The following is a 21,568-nucleotide window of genomic DNA, read 5'->3' as shown; positions in this document are numbered from 1 at the left end:
TGGGTGACGCGAACTGATGTGCGGAAAGAAGCGGATGACTCGGGACCCAGCGGCTACGCGGCGGCCCGGCTGCGCCTCCTCACCGAGGGGGCGCGGTCCGGGCCGCCGCGCCGTGCGGCCCTCGCCGAACTGACCGACGACTGGCTGGCCGGGCTCTTCACGGCGGCGGCCGGCGACGTCAAGGGGGTCTGTCTCGTCGCGGTGGGCGGCTACGGCCGCGGCGAGCTGTCCCCGCGCAGCGACCTCGACCTCCTGCTGCTGCACGACGACGGCGACCCCGGCGCGGTCGCCGCCCTGGCCGACCGCCTCTGGTACCCCGTCTGGGACCTCGGCCTCTCCCTCGACCACTCCGTGCGCACCCCGGCCGAGGCCCGCAGGACGGCGGGCGAGGACCTGAAGGTCCAGCTCGGCCTCCTGGACGCCCGCCACCTCGCCGGCGACCTGGGCCTGAGCGCCGGACTGCGCACCGCCGTGCTGGCCGACTGGCGCAACCAGGCGCCCAGGCGCCTGCCCGAGCTGCAGGAACTGTGCACCGAACGCGCCGGACGCCAGGGCGAGCTGCAGTACCTGCTGGAGCCCGACCTCAAGGAGGCCCGCGGCGGCCTCAGGGACGCCACCGTCCTGCGCGCCGTGGCCGCGTCCTGGCTGGCCGACGCCCCGCGCGAGGGCCTCGCCGACGCCCGCCGGCGCCTGCTCGACGTCCGCGACGCCCTGCACCTGGCCACCGGCCGCGCCACCGACCGGCTCGCCCTGCAGGAACAGGACCAGGTGGCCGCCGAACTGGGCCTGCTGGACGCCGACACCCTGCTGCGGCAGGTGTACGAGGCGGCGCGGGTGATCTCCTACGCCAGCGACGTCACCTGGCGCGAGGTGGGACGCGTGCTGCGCTCGCGCGCCGTGCGCCCGCGCCTGCGCGCCATGCTGGGCGGCGCAAAGCCGGTCACCGAGCGGTCACCGCTCGCCGAGGGCGTCGTCGAGCAGGACGGCGAGGTGGTGCTCGCCCGCGCCGCGCGCCCCGAACGCGACCCCGTGCTGCCGCTGCGCGCCGCGGCCGCCGCCGCACAGGCCGGCCTCCCGCTCTCCCTGCACGCCGTGCGGCGCATGGCCGGCACCGTGCGCCCGCTGCCCACGCCCTGGCCCGCCGAGGCCCGCGAGCAACTGGTGACGCTGCTCGGCTCGGGCCGGCCGACCGTCGAGGTCTGGGAGGCGCTGGAGGCGGAGGGCCTGGTCAGCCGCATCCTGCCGGACTGGGAGCGGGTCCGCTGCCGCCCGCAGCGCAACGCCGTCCACGTCTGGACCGTGGACCGGCACCTGATCGAGACCGCGGTCCGCGCCTCCGAGCTGGCCCGCCGCGTCAGCCGCCCCGACCTGCTCCTCGTCGCCGCCCTCCTGCACGACATCGGCAAGGGCTGGCCCGGCGACCACTCCGTGGCCGGCGAGATCATCGTCAAGGACGTGGCCACCCGGATCGGCTTCGACCGCGCCGACGTGGCGGTGCTGTCGGCCCTGGTGCGCCACCACCTGCTGCTCATCGAGACGGCCACGCGCCGCGACCTGGAGGACCCGGCGACCGTCCGCTCGGTCGCCGGGGCCGTCGGCACCCAGGGCACCCTGGAACTGCTGCACGCCCTCACCGAGGCGGACGCGCTGGCCACCGGCCCGGCCGCCTGGTCCTCCTGGCGCGGCTCCCTCGTCGCCGACCTGGTGCGCCGGGTGTCCGCCGTCCTCGCCGGCGACGTGCCCGGGGAGCCGGAGCCCGCCGCGCCCACGGCCGAGCAGGAACGGCTGGCGATCGAGGCCTTCCGCACCGGCGGCCCGGTCCTCGCCCTGCGCGCGCAGCGGGAACCCGTGCCGGAGGAGCCCTGCGGCGAGCCCGAGCCGCTCGGCGTCGAGCTGCTCATCGCCGTCCCCGACCGGCCCGGCGTGCTGCCCGCGGTCGCCGGTGTCCTGGCCGTGCACCGGCTGACCGTCCGCACGGCCGAGCTGCGGACCCTGACCCTGCCCGACGACGTCGACGACGGCGGCGACGACTCGGTCCTCCTGCTGAACTGGCGGGTCGCCGCCGAGTACGGCTCCCTGCCGCAGGCCGCCCGCCTGCGCGCCGACCTCGTCCGCGCCCTCGACGGCACCCTCGACATCGCCGGCCGGCTCGCCGAGCGCGACGCCGCCTACCCGCGCCGCCGCGGCTGGGTGGCGCCGCCGCCCCGCGTGACGGTGGCCCCGGCGGCCTCCCGCCACGCCACCGTGATCGAGGTGCGGGCCCAGGACGCCCCGGGCCTGCTGTTCCGCATGGGGATGGCACTGGAGAAGGCCGGAGTGCGGATGCGGAGCATGCACGTCAGCACCCTGGGCTCGAACGCGGTCGACGCCTTCTACGTCACGACCGGCGCGGGCGCGCCGCTGCCGGAGCAGGACGCGGCCTCGGTGGCGCGCGTGCTGGAGGAGACGCTGCGGGCCTGACCCCCCGTCTTCCCCGACCCCGTGACCGCCGGTCCGGACCTTCCGCGCACACGTGCGCGGAAGGTCCGGACCGGGAGGTCTTCCCGGGACCGGTCCGGACGCCCTGCGGCCCCCGCGGCGTGCGGGGCGCGCCCCGCACGCCGAAAGCGGCGGGCGGGGTCCGTTACCCTGCCGGGCCGGATACCCTGGAAGACGCTCAGACCGCCCCCGACTCCGAGGACCGACGCCGCCGTGTTCGACACTCTCTCCGACCGCCTCAGCGCGACTTTCAAAAACCTCCGCGGGAAAGGCCGGCTGAGCGAAGCGGACATCGACGCCACGGCGCGTGAGATCCGCATCGCCCTCCTCGAGGCGGACGTGGCGCTGCCCGTCGTCCGCTCGTTCATCAAGAACCTCAAGGAGCGCGCGCTCGGCGCCGAGGTCTCCCGGGCGCTGAACCCGGCCCAGCAGGTCCTGAAGATCGTCAACGAGGAACTGGTCACCATCCTCGGCGGCGAGACCCGGCGCCTGCGCTTCGCCAAGCAGCCCCCCACCGTCATCATGCTGGCCGGTCTGCAGGGCGCCGGCAAGACCACCCTCGCGGGCAAGCTCGGCCGCTGGCTGAAGGAGCAGGGCCACTCGCCGCTGCTGGTCGCCTGCGACCTCCAGCGCCCGAACGCCGTCAACCAGCTGAGCGTCGTCGCCGAGCGCGCCGGTGTCGCCGTCTACGCCCCGGAGCCGGGCAACGGCGTCGGCGACCCGGTCAAGGTCGCCGAGGACTCCATCGGCTACGCGAAGTCCAAGGTCCACGACATCGTGATCGTGGACACCGCCGGCCGCCTCGGCATCGACCAGGAGATGATGCAGCAGGCCGCGGACATCCGCGACGCCGTCTCCCCGGACGAGATCCTGTTCGTGGTCGACGCGATGATCGGCCAGGACGCCGTCAACACCGCCGAGGCCTTCCGCGACGGCGTCGGCTTCGACGGCGTGGTGCTGTCCAAGCTCGACGGCGACGCCCGCGGTGGCGCGGCCCTGTCGATCCGCCAGGTCACCGGCAAGCCGATCATGTTCGCGTCGAACGGCGAGAAGCTGGAGGACTTCGACGCCTTCCACCCGGACCGGATGGCCTCCCGCATCCTCGACATGGGCGACCTGCTCACCCTGATCGAGCAGGCGGAGAAGACGTTCAGTCAGGAAGAGGCCCAGAAGATGGCCTCGAAGCTGGCGTCCAAGAAGGGCCAGGACTTCACCCTGGACGACTTCCTGGCCCAGATGGAGCAGGTCCGCAAGATGGGCTCCATCTCCAAGCTGCTCGGCATGCTGCCGGGCATGGGCCAGATCAAGGACCAGATCCAGAACATCGACGAGCGGGACGTCGACCGCACCGCCGCGATCATCAAGTCGATGACCCCGGCCGAGCGCCAGGACCCGACGATCATCAACGGCTCCCGCCGCGCCCGCATCGCCAAGGGGTCCGGCGTCGAGGTCAGCGCGGTGAAGAACCTGGTCGAGCGGTTCTTCGAGGCGCGCAAGATGATGTCCCGGATGGCCCAGGGCGGCATGCCGGGGATGCCGGGGATGCCGGGGATGCCGGGGATGGGCGGCGGCCCCGGCCGGGCCCGGAAGCAGCAGAAGAAGGCCAAGGGCAAGCAGCGCTCCGGCAACCCGATGAAGCGCAAGCAGCAGGAGCTGGAGGAGGCCCAGCGGCGCGAGGCCGCCGCCCAGGGCGGCAACGCGTTCGGGCTGCCGCAGCAGGGCGGCCAGGAGTTCGAGCTGCCGGACGAGTTCAAGAAGTTCATGGGCTGAGCCGACCCCCGCGCGGGCCGGGCCCGCCCCCGGCGGCACGTCCCGGCGGCCCCGGGCCCGCGCACGTCCCGGCGTGAGCGCCGCCGCGGCCCGCCGCCCGGGCGGCGGGCGGTGTCCCTAGGGCACGCGGGCGATCAGGTAGCGGAACACGTTCGGCATCCACACCGTCCCGCCCTCGCGCCGGTACGGGTGCAGCGCCTCCGCCAGCTCCTTGTCCACCTGCCTGCCGCCCGCCGCCGCGATCGCCGCGTCGAACAGACCGGTCGACAGCAGGCCCCGCACGGCGCTGTCGACGTCGGCGTACCCGAACGGGCAGGCCACCCGTCCCGAGCCGTCCGGCTTCAGCCCCGCCCGCTGGGCGACCTGCTCCAGGTCGTCCCGCAGCGGGGGCCGCCAGCGGCGCGCACCGTGCAGGGGATCGGCCAGTTCCGCCGCCACCCGCAGCACCGAGGCGGTGGCGCAGCGCTCCGGCGGACCCCAGCCGGCCAGCACCACGGCCGCCCCGTGTCCGGCCAGGGGCAGCGCCCCCGCCAGCAGGCCGCCGAGTCCTTCGGAGTCGTCGGCCAGGCAGCCGACCGGCTCGAAGACGGTCACCAGGGTGTATGCGGGCGTCCCCGCGCCGGCCGCGTCCCGGGGGGTGCCGTCCACGAGCCTCGTGCCCGTCCGCGCGCGCGTGCCGCCCGGCGGCAGCAGGCGCTCACGCGCGAGGGCCAGCCGTTCGGGCGAGGGGTCGACACCGGTGACCGCGGCTCCTCTGGCCGCCGCCATCAGCAGCGCCAGCCCGGACCCGCAGCGCAGGCCCAGCAGCCGGGTGGCCCGGCCCACTTCAAGTCGCTCGTAGACGGTCTCGAAGAGCGGGACCAGCATCCGCTCCTGGATCTCGGACCAGTCACGCGCGCGTGCGCACGGGTCCACGCGGGGTGGCACGGGGTCCGCGTGGGACAGGTGTTCCCGCACGAGCGTAGGTGTCATAGGTAAGCGCCCCAATCCGCCGACAGTTCGCCGCTGTGCCCGATGGCGTGGCCCCCGTGCCGTGCGCTCGCACTCTCCACGTATGCCAGGTAACTCCCGGCTCGCGGCGCCGTCCAGGGGGCATGGGGCGTGGCTTGCGGTCTGCTGGTGCGTGTGACGGGATTTCACACCCCGGCAATCCGTGGACGGCCCGGTGACAGGCAGTGAACGGGTACCCGGTAACCTCACGGACGACACGGACGACACGGACGCCCGTACGCCCATCGAGACGGCGGCCCGGTCCCCGAAGCGGCCGAATCGCCCCTTGCGCATCCGCCGATCCCCGCCGCGTCCGCGCCCGTGCGCCGGACCGTGCCGTGGCCTACGCACCAGCTTGGTACGGGCTGTGAGGCTTCTCCGCAGATCAGCGCACCCGCCCTCGTCAGGCCGCATCGGTGCCAACTGACGGGTACGTGCAAATTATTTGGGATGCCCCGGAATAGGAACACAGCGGTACCCCCGCTCGTTGTGATTACGTGAGCACGACACAGACACCACCTGTTCTCGCCGCGGAGCTGGCGCAGGCGTGGGCCGACATTCAGCGGTACCACCCCGAGCTGCCGGACCTCGCCGCGCCGGAGTCCCTGATCGGGGAGTCGTCGTCCGCGTGCGGACACGAACTCTCCTTCGAACGACTGCTCCATGAGGCAGTCCACGGCATCGCCGCCGCCCGCGGGGTCCGCGACACCTCCCGGGCCGGCCGCTACCACAACCGCCGCTTCCTCGCGATCGCCGAGGAACTGGGTCTGGACCACTCCGAGGAGCCGCACCCCAGCAGCGGTTTCTCGCTGGTCACGCTCAACCCCGAGGCGAAGCGGCGCTACCGCCCGACCATCGAGCGGCTGCAGCGCGCGCTGAAGGCGCACACGGCGGCCACCTCCTCCGACACCTCCCGCACCTTCCGCGGCCCGGCCGCCCGGCACGGCTCCTCCGGCGGTGGCGTCCGCGTCAAGGCGGTCTGCGACTGCGGCCGCAACGTCCGGGTGGTCCCCTCGGTCCTGGCCCAGGCCCCGATCGTCTGCGGCGGCTGCGGCAAGCCCTTCCGGATCCCGGAGGTGGCCGGCGCGGCGTGACCGCGGGCCCGCGGCGCACCGGCATCTCGTGGCTGCCGGTCGAACCGGGCACGGAGCGCGGGTGCGGGAGCGGCGGTCCGGCCGCCGCTCCTGCACCCGCGCGGCGGACCGCACGACGGTGACGCCCCGTGTCCCGGGGCGGACCGCGCACGCGCCGTTCCCGCGCCGCCGGCCGGTACGGGGCGCACCCTCGGCCGGGAGCGCCCGGCGGGGTGTGGCACAATGGCTAGCTGTACTCGACAGCCGCACAGGACCCCTCTCTCCTCCGGCTGACGCGTCCATCGGGCACTCGGGTACCGCAACCCCACGCGGCAGTTCCGCCGTGCCCAACCACGTCAAATCCAGGAGAACCCACTCCCGTGGCAGTCAAGATCAAGCTGAAGCGTCTGGGCAAGATCCGTTCGCCTCACTACCGCATCGTCGTCGCCGACTCCCGTACCCGCCGTGACGGCCGGGCCATCGAGGAGATCGGCAAGTACCACCCGACCTACAACCCGTCGGTCATCGAGGTGGACGCCGAGCGTGTGGCGTACTGGCTCGGTGTCGGCGCTCAGCCGACGGAGCCCGTGCTCGCCATCCTGAAGAAGACCGGCGACTGGCAGAAGTTCAAGGGCGAGCCCGCTCCGGCGCCGCTGCTCGTCGCCGAGCCCAAGGCCACGCGTCCGTCGTTCGAGGCCCTCGGCGGTGAAGACGAGGGCAAGGGTGAGGCGATCACCCAGAAGAAGAAGGCTGAGAAGAAGGACGAGGCCGCTGCCGAGTCCGAGTCCACCGAGGCCTGAGCAGCATGCTCGAAGAGGCGCTTGAGCACCTCGTGAAGGGCATCGTCGACAACCCTGACGATGTGCAGGTCGCCTCGCGCGACCTGCGCCGCGGACGCGTGCTGGAGGTCCGGGTCCACCCCGACGACCTCGGCAAGGTGATCGGCCGCAACGGCCGTACCGCGCGCGCCCTGCGTACCGTCGTGGGCGCCATCGGCGGCCGCGGTGTCCGCGTCGACCTGGTCGACGTGGACCACGTCCGCTGACGCTTCATCGCAACCGGCTCGGGCCGGGGAGGGCCACTGGGCCGTCCCCGGCCCGCAGTCGTACGACAGGAGATTTGGACACGTGCAGCTGGTAGTCGCACGGATCGGCCGCGCCCACGGCATCAAGGGCGAGGTCACCGTCGAGGTACGTACCGACGAGCCCGAGCTGCGGCTCGCCCCGGGCGCCGTCCTGGCCACCGACCCGGCCTCCGCCGGGCCGCTCACCATCGCCACCGGCCGCGTCCACAGCGGCCGCCTCCTCCTGCGCTTCGAGGGCGTCGGCGACCGCACCGCCGCCGAGGCCCTGCGCAACACCCTGCTGATCGCCGAGGTCGACCCCGAGGAACTCCCCGAGGGCGAGGACGAGTACTACGACCACCAGCTCATCGACCTCGACGTGGTCACCGAGGACGGCAGCGGGGTCGGGCGCATCACGGAGGTCTCGCACCTGCCCTCCCAGGACCTGTTCGTCGTGGAGCGGCCCGACGGCAGCGAGGTGATGATCCCCTTCGTGCAGGAGATCGTCGTCGAGATCGACCTGGAGCAGCAGAAGGCCGTCGTCTCCCCCCGCCGGGACTGATCGACGACCGCGCCGAGATCGCGTCGTCCCGGGAAGAGTCCTGATGCGCCTCGACGTCGTCACGATCTTCCCCGAGTACCTCGACCCGCTGAACGTCTCCCTGGTCGGCAAGGCGCGCGCGCGCGGACAGCTCGACGTCCACGTGCACGACCTGCGCGACTGGACCTACGACCGGCACAACACCGTCGACGACACGCCCTACGGCGGCGGCCCCGGCATGGTCATGAAGACCGAGCCCTGGGGCGACGCCCTGGACACGGTCCTCGCCGACGGCTACGAGTCCGGCGCCCGGGACCCCGCGCTGATCGTCCCCACCCCCAGCGGCCGTCCCTTCACCCAGGAACTCGCCGTCGCGCTCTCCGAGCGGCCCTGGCTGATCTTCACCCCGGCCCGCTACGAGGGCATCGACCGCCGGGTGACGGACGAGTACGCGGCCCGCATGCCCGTCCACGAGGTCTCCATCGGCGACTACGTCCTCGCCGGCGGCGAGGCGGCCGTCCTGGTCATCACCGAGGCCGTGGCCCGCCTGCTCCCGGGCGTCCTCGGCAACGCCGAGTCCCACCGGGACGACTCCTTCGCGCCCGGGGCGATGGCCGGCCTGCTGGAAGGCCCCGTCTACACCAAGCCGCCCGTGTGGCGCGGCCGGGACATCCCGGAGGTGCTGCTCAGCGGCCACCACGGCAGGATCGCCCGCTGGCGCCGCGACGAGGCGCTGAAGCGGACGACCGCCAGCCGGCCCGACCTGATCGAGCGCTGCGACCCCCGGGCCTTCGACAGGAAGGACCGCGAGATGCTTTCCATCCTGGGCTGGTCCCCGGACCCCGGGGGCGAGCCGTACGGCCGGTTTTGGCGCAGGACCGGGGACGTGGAAGAATAGGCCGCTGTTGTGCGCCCGTCCGGCGTGCGCCCCTGCCACAGGGGGACACGACGCCCGCCCGACCCGCACGGCACACCTCCCGTACCCCTAGTTTCCGTTGATGACCTGTGGCATCAGCGAGGAAAGCAGACGAAATGTCCCACCTGCTCGACACCGTCGACGCCGCGTCGCTGCGCAGCGACGTCCCGGCCTTCCGCCCGGGTGACACCGTCAACGTCCACGTCCGCGTCATCGAGGGCAACCGCTCCCGCGTGCAGCAGTTCAAGGGCGTTGTGATCCGCCGCCAGGGCTCCGGGGTCCGCGAGACCTTCACGGTCCGCAAGGTCTCGTTCTCCGTCGGCGTCGAGCGCACCTTCCCGGTGCACACCCCGATCGTCGAGAAGATCGAGCTGGTCACCCGTGGCGACGTGCGCCGCGCCAAGCTGTACTACCTCCGTGAGCTGCGCGGCAAGGCCGCGAAGATCAAGGAGAAGCGCGACAACTGAGCGCCTTCCGGAGTCCGTGGCGGGGCGGGATAGCATCCCTCTCCGATGGACACCGAAGCGCAGCCGACGCAACGCGACCGCTCCTCCCGCCCGGACACCCCGGGACCGGAGGGACGGTCGCGTTCGTCGTTGGTGTCACGGGCCGCCGACTGGCTGCCGGGCGGCAGGATCACCCTCACCCTCTTCGTCTGCCTGGCGTTCCTGCTGCTCCTCAGCACCTTCGTGGCGCAGCCGTTCCAGATCCCGAGCGGATCCATGGAACGGGGATTGAGGATCGGGGACCGCGTTCTCGTCAACAAGTTGGCGTACCGTTTCGGTGCCCGGCCGCGCCGCGGCGACGTGGTCGTCTTCGACGGAACCGGGTATTTCGGGGACGCCGACTACATCAAGCGCGTTGTAGGGGTGGGAGGGGACCACGTGGTCTGCTGCGACGAGGAGGGGAGGCTCCGGGTGAACGGCCGGTCCGTCGACGAGACGGCGTTCCTGTACCCCGGGGACGCCCCCTCCAGCGTGCCCTTCGACGTCGTCGTGCCCGCCGGCCGCCTGTTCGTCCTGGGCGACCACCGCGGCGACTCCAGCGATTCCCGCGACCACCTCGGCTCGCCCGGCGGCGGCATGATCCCGGTCGGCGACGTCATCGGCCGCGCCGACTGGATCGTGTGGCCCCGCACCCACTGGACGCACGTACGGCGGCCCGCCGCCTACGCGCGCGTGCCCGCCCCGGGGGGCGCCCATGGGTAACCGCGGCAAACCGCGCGGAGGGTCCGGCGGCGGCGCGGACGACCCGCTGCCCACCGGTACCCGCCGCACCTCCGCGCCCGCCGGGGGCCGCACGCGCGCGGAGCGCCGCAAGCTCCAGCGCAAGGTCAAGCGCAAGCGCAGACGTTCGGCCGTCCGGGAGATCCCCCTCCTGGTCGGTGTCGCCGTCCTCATCGCGCTGGTCCTGAAGACCTTCCTCGTCCAGGCGTTCGTGATCCCGTCGGGCTCCATGGAGCAGACGATCCGGATCGGCGACCGGGTCCTGGTCGACAAGCTCACCCCGTGGTTCGGCTCCGAGCCGCACCGCGGGGACGTGGTCGTCTTCCACGACCCGGGCGGCTGGCTGGCCGGCGAGCAGACCACCGAGAAGCACGACCCCGTCGTCGTCAAGCAGGTCAAGGAAGGCCTCACCTTCATCGGCCTGCTGCCCTCCGACAACGAGAAGGACCTGATCAAGCGGGTCATCGGCGTCGGCGGGGACCACGTCAAGTGCTGCGACGCACAGGGCCGGGTCACCGTCAACGGCGTACCCCTGACCGAGGGCGACTACCTGTACCCGGGGAACGCCCCCTCCTCCACCCCCTTCGACGTCACCGTCCCCCGAGGGCGCCTGTGGGTGATGGGCGACCACCGGGACGACTCCGCGGACTCCCGGGTCCACCAGAACACGCCGTACGGCGGCACGGTCTCCGAGCACTCGGTGGTCGGCCGGGCGATGTTCATCGGCTGGCCGGTCGCCCACTGGACGCGCCTGCGGGAACCTAAAACCTTCGCAAGCGTTGTCCAGTCCGTGTCGGGGCCGGCCTCGGCGTCGCGGCTGTCGCATAGGGTTGCCCCCGACGATCGGAACCGAATGACCCAGCTCCCGACCCCTGCGGAACTCCCGCTCGTTATGGGAGTGGTGGGCCTGCGCCGCACAGGGCGCGGGCGGCGGCACGGAGTGAGGAGTTGGCGTGGGGGATGTGGCGGTTGGCGCACGGTCGGGACACGACGGCGAGGAGCACCGCGGGCACCCCGTGGAAGCGGGCGCATCCCCCTCGGACGGCGCCGTGACGTCCGGGGGCTCCGGCTCCCCGGCGGCCGGTGACGGTGCGCCGGAGGACGGGCAGGTGCCCCGGACCGGCGGCGGGGGCACGGACGAGGGCGCACGCCCGCCGAGGCAGCCGCGCTCCTTCTGGAAGGAGCTGCCGATCCTGATCGGCGTCGCGCTGGTCCTGGCACTGCTGATCAAGACGTTCCTGGTGCAGGCGTTCTCGATCCCGTCCGACTCCATGCAGAACACCCTCCAGCAGGGTGACCGCGTCCTGGTCGACAAGCTGACCCCGTGGTTCGGCTCCGAGCCCGGGCGCGGCGAGGTCGTCGTCTTCCACGACCCGGACAACTGGCTGGCCGGCGAGCCGACACCCGATCCGAACCCGGTGCAGAAGGTCCTCAGCTGGATCGGCCTGATGCCGTCCGCCGAGGAGAAGGACCTGATCAAGCGGGTCATCGGCGTCGGCGGCGACACCGTCCAGTGCCAGGGCACCGGCCCGCTGACCGTCAACGGCAAGGCGCTGGACGAGCCGTACGTCTACCCCGGCAACACGCCGTGCAGCCAGGACGACCAGGGCGGCCAGTTCAAGGTGAAGGTCCCCCGGGGCTACATCTGGGTGATGGGCGACCACCGCCAGAACTCCCGTGACTCGCGCTACAACCAGTCCGACGAGCACCACGGCATGGTCCCCGTCGACAAGGTCGTCGGCCGCGCCATCGTCAAGGCCTGGCCGATCAACCGCTGGGACACCCTGCCGGTCCCGGACACCTTCGACCAGACCGGCCTCGGACAGCGGTCCCCGGCCGCGCAGTCCCTCACGGTGGCCCCGGAGGGCACGGCGGTGGCGGCCGTGCTGCCGGTGCTGCCGGTGGCGGCGTGGCGGCGCAGGCGGGCGACGCGGACCGGGGCGCGCTGAGGCCGGGCCCTCCCGCTCCGCCGGGCAGGGTGGGCAAGCCCCGGTACCGCCGGGTAGGGTCCGGGGCCATGAGTGGTGAGAGCGGGATCGGCCAGCGCCTGTCCGGGCTGGCCGTGGCACTGGGCCTCGTGCTGTTCCTCGGCGGATTCGTGTGGGGAGCGGTGGTGTACCGCCCGTACACCGTGCCGACCAGCTCGATGACCCCGACGATCGGCGCCGGTGACCGGGTGCTCGCCCAGCGCGTCGACGGCGGCGACATCCGGCGCGGTGACGTGGTCGTCTTCCGCGACGAGAACTGGGTCGCCAACGCCGACGTGGTCAAGCGGGTCGTCGCCGTCGGCGGGGACACCGTCTCCTGCTGCACGGACGGCAAGCTGACCGTCAACGGCAAGCGGATCGACGAGCCGTACCTCCCCGAGGGCTCCCCGGCCGAGACCAGGAGGATCCCGGCGGTGACCGTCCCCGAGGGCCGGCTGTTCCTCCTCGGCGACGAGCGCCAGGGCTCCCTGGACTCCACCGCCCACCTGACCGACGCGGCCGGCGGCACGGTCGCCCGCTCGGCGGTGTCCGCCCGCGTCGACGCCGTCGTCTGGCCCGTGAAGGGCATGCTCGGGCGCCCCACCGGCTTCGAGACCCTGGGCCCCCTCTCCCGGCCGGGCCCGCTGGGCACCATCGAGCTGATGATCGTCGCCGGTGCCGTGCTGGTCCTCGGCGGCGGCGCGTACGGCCCGGTCGCCAAGCGCCTGGGCCGCTCCCGCCCCCGGCCGGAGCCCGTCGGTGTCCGCTGAACCCGCTGAACCCGCGGGGCCGGCCGGGGACGCGCACGGAGGCGGCCTGCGCAAGGTGGCCCGGGTGGTCCTGCTCGACCCAGAGGACCGCATCCTCCTCCTGCACGGCCACGAGCCGGACGACCCGGCCGACGACTGGTGGTTCACCCCCGGCGGCGGCCTGGAGGGGACCGAGACGCACGAGGAGGCCGCACTGCGGGAACTCGCCGAGGAGACCGGAATCACCGACGTCGAACTCGGTCCCGTGCTGTGGCGCCGGCGGTGCTCCTTCCCGTTCGCGGGCCGCCGCTGGGACCAGGACGAGTGGTACTACCTGGCGCGGACGAGCCGGACGGCCACCGGGACCCTGGGCCTGACGGAGCTGGAGCGGCGCACTGTCGCCGGAGCGCGCTGGTGGACGTGTCGGGAACTGGCCCGGGCACGTGAGACGGTGTATCCGACCAGACTCGCCGGGCTGCTGCGCACGCTGCTCGACGAAGGTCCCCCCGCCAGGCCCGTGACCCTGGACACGGAAATCGTCTGAGGGCTCGTCGGACTGGCGCACAATGGTGGGACCGCACGGCTGAAGGGGAACATGCCATGAGCGCCGAGGACCTCGAGAAGTACGAGACCGAGATGGAGCTGAAGCTCTACCGGGAGTACCGAGATGTCGTCGGTCTGTTCAAATACGTGATCGAGACCGAGCGGCGCTTCTACCTCACCAACGACTACGAGATGCAGGTGCACTCGGTCCAGGGTGAGGTGTTCTTCGAGGTGTCCATGGCGGACGCCTGGGTCTGGGACATGTACCGACCGGCCCGCTTTGTCAAGCAGGTCCGCGTGCTGACGTTCAAAGACGTGAACATCGAGGAGCTGAACAAGAACGACCTGGAGCTGCCGGGCGGCTGACCGCCCCCGTCCGGGTGACGGGGTTGTCCACAACCGCCGGGTGATCCACCAAGATCAACACCTTGGGCCGGAATGCGTGACCGTGGGCGCCGGAGGTGGTGCCGACATGAGCAAGGCACGCAGTGAACTGGGCAGGTACGGCGAGGACCTGGCCGCGCGGCGGCTGGCGCGGGCCGGTCTGACGATCCTGCAGCGCAACTGGCGCTGCGGGCGGTCCGGTGAGATCGACATCGTGGCCCGGGACGGGAGCACCCTGGTCGTCTGCGAGGTGAAGACCCGCAGGGACGGCGGTTTCCAGCACCCGATGGCCGCCGTCACGCCCGAGAAGGCCCGGCGGCTGCTGGACCTGGCCGAGCGCTGGGTCCAGGCGCACGGCGGGGCCCCGCCGGGGGGCGTCCGCATCGATCTCGTGGGCGTCCTCGTGCCCCGTCGGGGCGCCCCTCGCGTCGAGCACGCGCGGGGGGTGGCCTGAGATGGGATTCGCCCGCACCTGCTCCGTCGCCCCGGTCGGCGTCGAGGGCGTGGTCGTCGAGGTCCAGGCCGACCTCGAACCCGGAGTGGCGGCCTTCACCCTGGTCGGCCTCCCCGACAAGAGCCTGACGGAGAGCCGGGACCGGGTCCGGGCGGCGGTGGTGAACTCCGGCGGCGAGTGGCCGCAGAAGAAGCTCACCGTCGGACTCAGCCCCGCGTCGGTCCCCAAGGCCGGTTCCGGCTTCGACCTGGCCGTCGCCTGCGCGGTGCTCGGCGCCGCCGAGCGGATCGACCCCCGGGTCCTCGCCGACATCGTCATGATCGGGGAACTGGGCCTCGACGGCCGGGTGCGGCCGGTGCGGGGCATCCTGCCCGCCGTGCTCGCCGCCGCGGACGCGGGCTACGACCAGGTGGTCGTACCGGAGTGCGCCGCCGCCGAGGCCTCGCTGGTACCCGGCGTGTCGGTGCTCGGTGTCCGCAGCCTGCGGCAACTGATCGCCGTGCTCGCCGACGAGCCCGTGCCCGAGGAGGAACCGCAGGAGCGGGGACGCCCCGATCCCCTGCTGGCCGGCCTGCGCATGCCCGGCAGCGGCGCGGCCACCGGCATGCGCGGCGTCGGCGCGGCCCAGCAGGACCTGGACCACGACCTGGCCGACGTCGTGGGCCAGACCCCGGCGCGCACCGCCGTGGAGGTGGCCGCCGCCGGCGGACACCACCTGTTCCTGGAAGGACCGCCGGGCGCGGGCAAGACCATGCTCGCCGAGCGGCTGCCCGCCGTGCTTCCCCGGCTCACCCGGCAGGAGTCCCTGGAGGTCACCGCGGTCCATTCGGTGGCGGGACTGCTCCCGCCGGGCAGGCCGCTCATCGACGTCGCGCCCTACTGCGCCCCGCACCACTCGGCGACGCTGCAGTCGCTCGTCGGCGGCGGACCGGGCGTCGCCAGGCCGGGCGCCGTGTCCCTGGCCCACCGGGGCGTGCTGTTCCTGGACGAGGCCCCCGAGTTCCACAGCCGGACCCTGGACGCCCTGCGGCAGCCCCTGGAGTCCGGGCACGTGGTGATCGCCCGCAGTGCGGGGGTGGTCCGGTTCCCGGCGAGGTTCCTGATGGTCCTGGCGGCCAATCCGTGCCCCTGCGGACGCTTCTCGCAGCGGGACGCCCTGTGCGACTGCCCTCCGTCGGCGATCCGCCGCTACCAGTCCCGGCTGTCCGGACCGCTGCTGGACCGGGTCGACCTGCGCGTCGGGATCGACCCGGTCACCCGCGCCCAGCTCACGGAACCGGGCACCCGCGGCGAGTCCACCGCGACCGTCGCCGACCGGGTGCGCGCGGCCCGGGAGCGGGCCGCCGCCCGCCTCGCCGGATCCGTCTGGCGCACCAACGGCGAAGTGCCCGGCCGGGAACTGCGCAGCCGCTTCCACGCCGCCCCCGGCGCGATGGACGAGGCCGAACGCAGCCTGGAGCGGGGCGTGCTCACGGCCCGCGGGATCGACCGGGTGCTCCGCGTCGCCTGGACGGTCGCGGACCTCGTGGGCCACGACCGCCCGGACGCCACGGACGTCGCCCTGGCCCTGCAGTTGCGCACCGGCGTCCCGCGGGGCGTGCCCATGGCCCTCGGGGCATCCGCGTGAGCGCCGGCAGCGGCACGCGCGAGGACCTGCTCGGGCGGGTGTTCCTCGCCCGGGTGATCGAACCCGGGGACGAGGTCGGTGGGCGCTGGGTGCGGGAGCTCGGGGTGGAGGAGGTGGTGCGCAGGCTGCGGACGGGTGCGCCGGCGCTGCCGGGGGTGAGTGCCGAGCGGTGGGCCGGGCTCGTCGCGCGGGCCGGGCGGGCCGAGCCGGAGCGGGACCTCGACGCCGCGCGGGAGGCCGGGACGCGGTTCGTGTGCCCGGGGGACGCCGAGTGGCCCGGGCAACTCGACGACCTGGGGGACGGCCGGCCCACGGGGCTGTGGGTGCGGGGGAGGCCCGGCCTGCGGATGTGGGCGCTCCGCTCCGTCGCCGTGGTGGGCGCGCGCGCCTGCACCGAGTACGGCGCGCACGTGGCCGCCTCCCTTGCCTCGGGGCTCGCCGAGCGGGGCTGGGTGGTCGTGTCCGGCGGCGCGTACGGCATCGACGGCGCCGCCCACCGGGGCGCGCTGGCCGCGGGCGGAGCCACCGTCGCCGTCCTGGCCTGCGGGGTCGACCGGCCCTACCCGCGCGGCCACACCGCACTGATCAACAGGATCGCGGAACAGGGACTCGTCGTCGGCGAGCTGCCGCCCGGCGATCACCCGACACCGAGCAGGTTCATCCTGCGCAACCGGGTGATCGCCGCCCTGACCAGGGGCACCGTCGTCGTGGAGGCCGCGTGCCGCAGCGGTTCGCTGGCCACCGCGCGGGCCGCCCGGCGGCTGGGCCGGTTCACCATGGGCGTGCCGGGACCGGTCACCAGCGCGCTCTCCGCCGGCGTGCACGAACTGCTGCGCGCGGAGGCCCTCCTGGTCACCGACGCCGCCGAGGTCGTGGAACTCGTGGGCGACATCGGTGAGCTCGCCCCGCCCCGGCGCGGCCCCGTCCTCCCGCTGGACCTGCTGCACCCCGCCGCCCGGCAGGTCCTGGCCGCCCTGCCCGGAGGCCGTGCCGCCGACGTGGACGAGATCGCGCGCGACGCCCGGACCACGCGGGACGACGCGATCGCGAGGCTGTACGAGCTCCGGGCGCTCGGGTATGTCGAACGACACGGCGACGGCTGGAAGTTGACACGCCAGGCGCTGACCTCGGTCCGCACCGGCCGCGGTACGTCCTGACCGACCGTGTTCGGCCGTCCGGGGGAGGCCCCGACGCCCTTGCCAGTTCCCGGAGTTGGCGTCTTGACCCGGTCGCGCGGCACAGGGAGCCGGCCGCCGCCGTGCGGCAGGACGGCGAGACCCGCGCAAGGGTGGAGCCTCGTCGTTCGCACACCGCGACTGCCCAGTCACGCTACGCTCACGAGGGCCGTGGCGCAGACCGCGCCAACCCGGCACCGAACCGACAGCCCACCCAGCCGGCCCCGACACCCCACCGCCTCCCACGGCACCCCACCTCCCTCCGTACGCCCCACCTCACGGCAGTTCACGACACTTCACGGCAGAACGGCACAAGGCGACGAATGCCCCAGCACACCTCCGGGTCCGACCGGGCGGCGATCCCCCCAGCCGCCCGCGACGGTGGCAGCGTGCGGCCGCCCGCTCCCTCGACGCTCGACGAGCTGTGGCGGTCGTACAAGGCGACGGGGGACGACCGGCTGCGGGAGCAGCTGATCCTGCACTACTCGCCGCTCGTCAAGTACGTGGCCGGCCGGGTGAGCGTCGGACTGCCGCCCAACGTGGAACAGGCCGACTTCGTGTCCTCCGGGGTGTTCGGGCTGATCGACGCGATCGAGAAGTTCGACATCGACCGGGAGATCAAGTTCGAGACGTACGCGATCACCCGGATCCGGGGCGCGATGATCGACGAGCTGCGGGCGCTGGACTGGATCCCGAGGTCGGTGCGGCAGAAGGCGCGCAACGTCGAGCGGGCCTACGCCACGCTGGAGGCGCGGCTGCGGCGCACCCCGACGGAAGGTGAGGTCGCCGCCGAGCTGGGCATGCGGGTCGACGACCTGCATGCCGTGTTCAGCCAGTTGTCGCTGGCCAACGTGGTCGCCCTGGAGGAGCTGCTGCACGTCGGCGGCGAGGGCGGTGACCGGCTGAGCCTCATGGACACGCTGGAGGACACCGCCGCCGACAACCCCGTGGAGGTGGCCGAGGACCGGGAGCTGCGCAGGTTCCTGGCGCGGGCGATCAACACGCTGCCCGAACGGGAGAAGACCGTCGTCACGCTCTACTACTACGAGGGCCTCACCCTCGCCGAGATCGGCAACGTGCTCGGAGTGACCGAGAGCCGGGTCAGCCAGATCCATACCAAGTCGGTGCTGCAGTTGCGCGCCAAACTGGCGAGCTTCGGCCGCTGAAGGCGGCGTCACAGGGCGAGTGGCTCCCGGCCGGGGCGGGGTGTCCGTAAAGTGGTCGGCGTGCCAAGGATTCGAGCGGCCTCCGTGGCCGAGCACCGGTCGATGCAGCGAGCCGCCCTGCTGGACGCGGCTCGTGCCCTGCTGTCCGAGGGCGGGACGGAGGCGCTGACCTTCCCCGCGCTGGCCGAGCGCACGGGGCTGGCCCGGTCGTCCGTGTACGAGTACTTCCGCTCGCGGGCCGCCGTGGTCGAGGAGCTGTGCGAGGCCGACTTCCCCGTGTGGGCGGCGGAGGTCGAGTCGGCGATGGAGCGGGCCGGGTCCCCCGAGGGCAAGGTCGAGGCATACGTGCGGCAGCAGCTGGCACTGGTGGGCGACCGGCGCCACCGGGCCGTGGTCGCGATCTCCGCGAGCGAGCTGGACGCCGGGGCGCGCGAGAGGATCCGGGCGGCCCACGGGGGGCTCGTGGCGATGGTCGTCGAGGCGCTGGGGGAGCTGGGGCACGGGCAGCCCCGGCTGGCGGCGATACTGCTCCAGGGGATCGTGGACGCGGCGGTGCGCCGCATCGAACTGGGGGCCGCCGAGGACCCCTCCGTGGTGACGGACTGCGCCGTGGCCATGGTCCTGCGGGGCGTCAGGGGCTGACCCCGCCCCGCGGCGGCCGGGCGGGGACCGGGACCCCGAGCACCGGGAGCAGCCTCGACGGGCCCCGGCGCAGCAGCCGGGACGGGAGCAGGGACAGGGGGTCCAGGTAGGCCCCGCCGCGCAGCAGCCCCCAGTGGACGCACGTCGCCCGGCAGTGCGGGCCGGTCCGCTCCACCGTCCCCACCACCTCGCCCGCCGCCACCCGCTCCCCCTTCTCCACCGACGGGAGCACCGGTTCGTACGTGGTCCGCAGGTCCGTTCCCGCCAGTTCCACCGAGACCACGCCCCGCCCGGCCACCCGGCCCGCGTAGGCCACCCGGCCCGCCGCCACCGCCCGTACGGGCGTACCCGGCGCGGCGTCCAGGTCCACGCCGCGGTGGCCGGGACCGTACGCCGTCGCCGGGGGTTCCCAGCCCCGTACCACCGTCGGGCGGACGCCCACCGGCCAGGCGCGGGCAACGGCCGGAACCGGTGCCCGCGGGGGCGGCGGGGGCGCCGGGGGAGGCGGCTGTGCCCGGGCCGGCGGGGTGAGCAGGGCCACCGCCGCGGCCAGGAGCGGGGCCGCCCGGAGCGCCGGTACCGGCGTCGTCCGCCGCTTCACTCGTCGCTTCACTCGTCGCATGGGAGAACCGTCCCGCACCCCGCCGGTCCTGGCCGGGAACTGTGGACCACCGCCCGGTTGTGGACAGCGGCGTCACCCACCGCCCCGCCGGTCCCGTACACTTCTTCTGGCGATCCGGGTCACCGGGTCGACTTCGCACGCCCCGGTACGAGGTCCGGAAACGGTTCGTATCAGCGCCCCTCGGTCCTTCGCGGCAACGGCGCACCGCGGGCGTCAGGCGCGTCCGCCGTCCGGCGGGCGCGGCACAACCGAGAAACTCGAGGAGATACGGCCATGGCCGTCGTCACGATGCGGGAGCTGCTGGAGAGCGGCGTCCACTTCGGTCACCAAACCCGTCGCTGGAACCCGAAGATGAAGCGCTTCATCTTCACGGAGCGCAACGGCATCTACATCATCGACCTGCTCCAGTCGCTGTCGTACATCGACCGCGCCTACGAGTTCGTCAAGGAGACCGTCGCCCACGGCGGCACGGTCATGTTCGTCGGCACGAAGAAGCAGGCGCAGGAGGCCATCGCCGAGCAGGCCACCCGCGTCGGCATGCCCTACGTCAACCAGCGCTGGCTGGGCGGCATGCTCACCAACTTCTCGACCGTCTACAAGCGTCTGCAGCGCCTCAAGGAGCTGGAGCAGATCGACTTCGAGGACGTCGCCGCCTCCGGTCTGACCAAGAAGGAGCTGCTGGTCCTCTCCCGCGAGAAGGCGAAGCTGGAGAAGACCCTCGGTGGTATCCGCGAGATGCAGAAGGTGCCCAGCGCCGTCTGGATCGTGGACACCAAGAAGGAGCACATCGCCGTCGGTGAGGCCCGGAAGCTGAACATTCCGGTCGTCGCGATCCTCGACACCAACTGCGACCCCGACGAGGTCGACTACAAGATCCCGGGCAACGACGACGCGATCCGCTCCGTCACCCTGCTCACCCGCGTGATCGCCGACGCCGTCGCCGAGGGCCTCATCGCCCGTTCCGGCGTCGCCACCGGTGACAAGGGCGAGAAGGCCGCGGGCGAGCCGCTCGCCGAGTGGGAGCGCGACCTGCTCGAGGGCGAGAAGAAGGCCGACGAGGGCGAGAAGCCGGCCGACGAGGCCGAGAAGCCCGCCGACGCCGCCACCGAGGCCCCCGCCACCGAGGCCCCCGCCGCCGAGGCCCCGGCCGCCGAGGGCGAGCAGGCCTGACGCCAGCGTCGACGGCGGGGGCGGCATGAAGTCCGCCCCCGCCGTCCACCCGCAGGTTGGCACCGCGTCCGCGGTCCGCGACCGCACGCGGACCGCGGACGCGGACCGTGCGGATCCTTGATCTCCCAAGACTTCCGAGAAAGACTCACAGACTCATGGCGAACTACACCGCCGCCGACGTCAAGAAGCTCCGTGAGCTGACCGGCGCCGGCATGATGGACTGCAAGAAGGCGCTGGACGAGGCCGAGGGCAACGTCGAGAAGGCCGTCGAGGCGCTGCGCATCAAGGGCCAGAAGGGCGTCGCCAAGCGCGAGGGCCGCTCCGCCGAGAACGGCGCCGTGGTCTCGATCATCGCCGACGACAACTCCTCCGGCGTCCTGGTCGAGCTGAAGTGCGAGACGGACTTCGTCGCCAAGGGTGACAAGTTCCAGGCCGTGGCCAACGCCATCGCCGAGCACGTCGCCAAGACCTCCCCGGCCGACCTGGAGGCGCTGCTCGCCTCCGAGATCGAGGCCGGCAAGACCGTCCAGGCGTTCGTGGACGAGGCCAACGCCAACCTCGGCGAGAAGATCGTCCTGGACCGCTTCGCGCAGTTCTCCGACGGCTTCGTCACCGCCTACATGCACCGCACGATGCCCGACCTGCCCCCGCAGATCGGTGTCCTCGTCGAGCTCGACAAGCCGAACGCCGAGGTCGCCAAGGGCGTCGCCCAGCACATCGCCGCCTTCGCGCCGAAGTACCTCTCCAAGGAGGACGTCCCGGCCGAGGTCGTCGAGTCCGAGCGTCGCATCGCCGAGGAGACCACCCGCGCCGAGGGCAAGCCCGAGGCCGCGATCGCCAAGATCGTCGAGGGTCGTCTCAACGGCTTCTTCAAGGACGCCACGCTGCTCGGCCAGCCGTACGCGCTCGACAACAAGAAGTCGGTCCAGAAGGTCCTGGAAGAGGCCGGTGTCACCCTGAAGCGCTTCTCGCGCATCAAGGTCGGCATCTGAGTCCGTACCGCGATCGACGC

General features: G+C 73.2%; 22 protein-coding genes and 1 pseudogene. 21 read left to right on the top strand and 2 right to left on the bottom strand.

The features are described 5' to 3' along the window. The first annotated feature begins 3 nt into the window (after positions 1–3). Positions 4–2,460 (top strand): [protein-PII] uridylyltransferase, encoded by a 2,457-nt coding sequence (locus QQY24_RS08920; protein ID WP_301972135.1) that lies wholly within the window; start codon positions 4–6, stop codon positions 2,458–2,460. 231 nt (positions 2,461–2,691) lie between these two features. After that, positions 2,692–4,248 (top strand): signal recognition particle protein, encoded by a 1,557-nt coding sequence (gene ffh / locus QQY24_RS08915; protein ID WP_301972134.1) that lies wholly within the window; start codon positions 2,692–2,694, stop codon positions 4,246–4,248. Between the two features lie 117 nt (positions 4,249–4,365). Here the strand turns inward: ffh and QQY24_RS08910 are convergent, their stop codons facing one another. Then, the gene (locus tag QQY24_RS08910) at positions 4,366–5,220 is read right to left on the bottom strand and encodes a class I SAM-dependent methyltransferase (RefSeq protein WP_301972133.1); all 855 of its coding nucleotides are present in this window, start codon (positions 5,218–5,220) and stop codon (positions 4,366–4,368) included. Between the two features lie 515 nt (positions 5,221–5,735). On the opposite strand from QQY24_RS08910, the gene QQY24_RS08905 reads away from it, so the two are divergent. The 17 genes and pseudogenes from QQY24_RS08905 (at position 5,736) to QQY24_RS08825 (ending at position 18,764) form a co-directional block, all read left to right on the top strand. Further along, positions 5,736–6,332 (top strand): hypothetical protein, encoded by a 597-nt coding sequence (locus QQY24_RS08905; RefSeq protein WP_301972132.1) that lies wholly within the window; start codon positions 5,736–5,738, stop codon positions 6,330–6,332. A gap of 359 nt (positions 6,333–6,691) precedes the next feature. After that, complete coding sequence (gene rpsP, locus QQY24_RS08900; protein ID WP_301972131.1) at positions 6,692–7,111, top strand: 30S ribosomal protein S16; 420 nt, start codon at positions 6,692–6,694, stop codon at positions 7,109–7,111. 5 nt (positions 7,112–7,116) lie between these two features. After that, entirely contained in the window at positions 7,117–7,356 is a 240-nt protein-coding gene (locus tag QQY24_RS08895; RefSeq protein ID WP_005479813.1) for an RNA-binding protein, read from the top strand. Between the two features lie 82 nt (positions 7,357–7,438). Further along, positions 7,439–7,980: pseudogene (gene rimM / locus QQY24_RS08890) on the top strand (ribosome maturation factor RimM). Beyond that, the gene (trmD, locus tag QQY24_RS08885) at positions 7,980–8,813 is read left to right on the top strand and encodes a tRNA (guanosine(37)-N1)-methyltransferase TrmD (RefSeq protein ID WP_301972130.1); all 834 of its coding nucleotides are present in this window, start codon (positions 7,980–7,982) and stop codon (positions 8,811–8,813) included. Before rimM ends, trmD begins: the two are co-directional and overlap by 1 nt. Before the next feature lie 134 nt (positions 8,814–8,947). After that, positions 8,948–9,298 (top strand): 50S ribosomal protein L19, encoded by a 351-nt coding sequence (gene rplS / locus QQY24_RS08880; protein ID WP_143636014.1) that lies wholly within the window; start codon positions 8,948–8,950, stop codon positions 9,296–9,298. Positions 9,299–9,343: 45 nt separating this feature from the next. Continuing rightward, positions 9,344–10,039 (top strand): signal peptidase I, encoded by a 696-nt coding sequence (gene lepB, locus QQY24_RS08875; RefSeq protein ID WP_301972129.1) that lies wholly within the window; start codon positions 9,344–9,346, stop codon positions 10,037–10,039. After that, positions 10,032–11,144, top strand: coding sequence for a signal peptidase I (gene lepB, locus QQY24_RS08870; RefSeq protein ID WP_301972128.1), 1,113 nt, complete (start codon positions 10,032–10,034; stop codon positions 11,142–11,144). Before lepB (QQY24_RS08875) ends, lepB (QQY24_RS08870) begins: the two co-directional genes overlap by 8 nt. Beyond that, positions 11,074–12,006, top strand: coding sequence for a signal peptidase I (gene lepB, locus QQY24_RS08865; protein WP_301972127.1), 933 nt, complete (start codon positions 11,074–11,076; stop codon positions 12,004–12,006). Before lepB (QQY24_RS08870) ends, lepB (QQY24_RS08865) begins: the two co-directional genes overlap by 71 nt. 68 nt (positions 12,007–12,074) lie before the next feature. After that, positions 12,075–12,794 (top strand): signal peptidase I, encoded by a 720-nt coding sequence (lepB, locus tag QQY24_RS08860; RefSeq protein WP_301972126.1) that lies wholly within the window; start codon positions 12,075–12,077, stop codon positions 12,792–12,794. Then, positions 12,784–13,317 (top strand): NUDIX hydrolase, encoded by a 534-nt coding sequence (locus tag QQY24_RS08855; protein ID WP_301972125.1) that lies wholly within the window; start codon positions 12,784–12,786, stop codon positions 13,315–13,317. The genes lepB (QQY24_RS08860) and QQY24_RS08855 overlap by 11 nt, the downstream gene beginning before the upstream one ends. A gap of 56 nt (positions 13,318–13,373) precedes the next feature. Continuing rightward, complete coding sequence (locus QQY24_RS08850; protein ID WP_069765426.1) at positions 13,374–13,682, top strand: DUF2469 domain-containing protein; 309 nt, start codon at positions 13,374–13,376, stop codon at positions 13,680–13,682. A gap of 76 nt (positions 13,683–13,758) precedes the next feature. Continuing rightward, the gene (locus QQY24_RS08845; RefSeq protein ID WP_301972124.1) at positions 13,759–14,154 is read left to right on the top strand and encodes a YraN family protein; all 396 of its coding nucleotides are present in this window, start codon (positions 13,759–13,761) and stop codon (positions 14,152–14,154) included. 1 nt (position 14,155) lies between these two features. Then, entirely contained in the window at positions 14,156–15,781 is a 1,626-nt protein-coding gene (locus QQY24_RS08840; protein ID WP_301972123.1) for a YifB family Mg chelatase-like AAA ATPase, read from the top strand. Then, positions 15,778–16,938, top strand: a complete 1,161-nt coding sequence (gene dprA / locus QQY24_RS08835; protein WP_301972122.1) for a DNA-processing protein DprA — start codon at positions 15,778–15,780, stop codon at positions 16,936–16,938. The genes QQY24_RS08840 and dprA overlap by 4 nt, the downstream gene beginning before the upstream one ends. 341 nt (positions 16,939–17,279) lie before the next feature. Then, positions 17,280–18,122 carry an RNA polymerase sigma factor WhiG gene (gene whiG / locus QQY24_RS08830; protein WP_301972121.1) on the top strand — a complete coding sequence of 281 codons (843 nt, stop codon included), beginning with the start codon at positions 17,280–17,282 and terminating at the stop codon, positions 18,120–18,122. Between the two features lie 84 nt (positions 18,123–18,206). Further along, the gene (locus QQY24_RS08825) at positions 18,207–18,764 is read left to right on the top strand and encodes a TetR/AcrR family transcriptional regulator (RefSeq protein ID WP_301976183.1); all 558 of its coding nucleotides are present in this window, start codon (positions 18,207–18,209) and stop codon (positions 18,762–18,764) included. On the opposite strand, the gene QQY24_RS08820 is transcribed toward QQY24_RS08825, so the two are convergent. Then, on the bottom strand, positions 18,754–19,386 hold the full coding sequence (locus QQY24_RS08820) for a murein hydrolase activator EnvC (protein ID WP_301972120.1): 633 nt from the start codon (positions 19,384–19,386) through the stop codon (positions 18,754–18,756). The genes QQY24_RS08825 and QQY24_RS08820 overlap by 11 nt on opposite strands. Before the next feature lie 273 nt (positions 19,387–19,659). On the opposite strand from QQY24_RS08820, the gene rpsB reads away from it, so the two are divergent. Further along, the gene (gene rpsB / locus QQY24_RS08815) at positions 19,660–20,556 is read left to right on the top strand and encodes a 30S ribosomal protein S2 (RefSeq protein WP_301972119.1); all 897 of its coding nucleotides are present in this window, start codon (positions 19,660–19,662) and stop codon (positions 20,554–20,556) included. A gap of 155 nt (positions 20,557–20,711) precedes the next feature. Then, positions 20,712–21,548 (top strand): translation elongation factor Ts, encoded by an 837-nt coding sequence (gene tsf / locus QQY24_RS08810; protein ID WP_301972118.1) that lies wholly within the window; start codon positions 20,712–20,714, stop codon positions 21,546–21,548. The last annotated feature ends 20 nt before the right edge of the window (positions 21,549–21,568 follow it).

Origin of the sequence: Streptomyces sp. TG1A-8, from assembly GCF_030499535.1 — a bacterium.
Lineage (GTDB): Bacteria > Actinomycetota > Actinomycetes > Streptomycetales > Streptomycetaceae > Streptomyces.
Note: the sequence above shows the minus strand (reverse complement) of the source record. Positions and strands in the feature narration are given on the sequence as shown.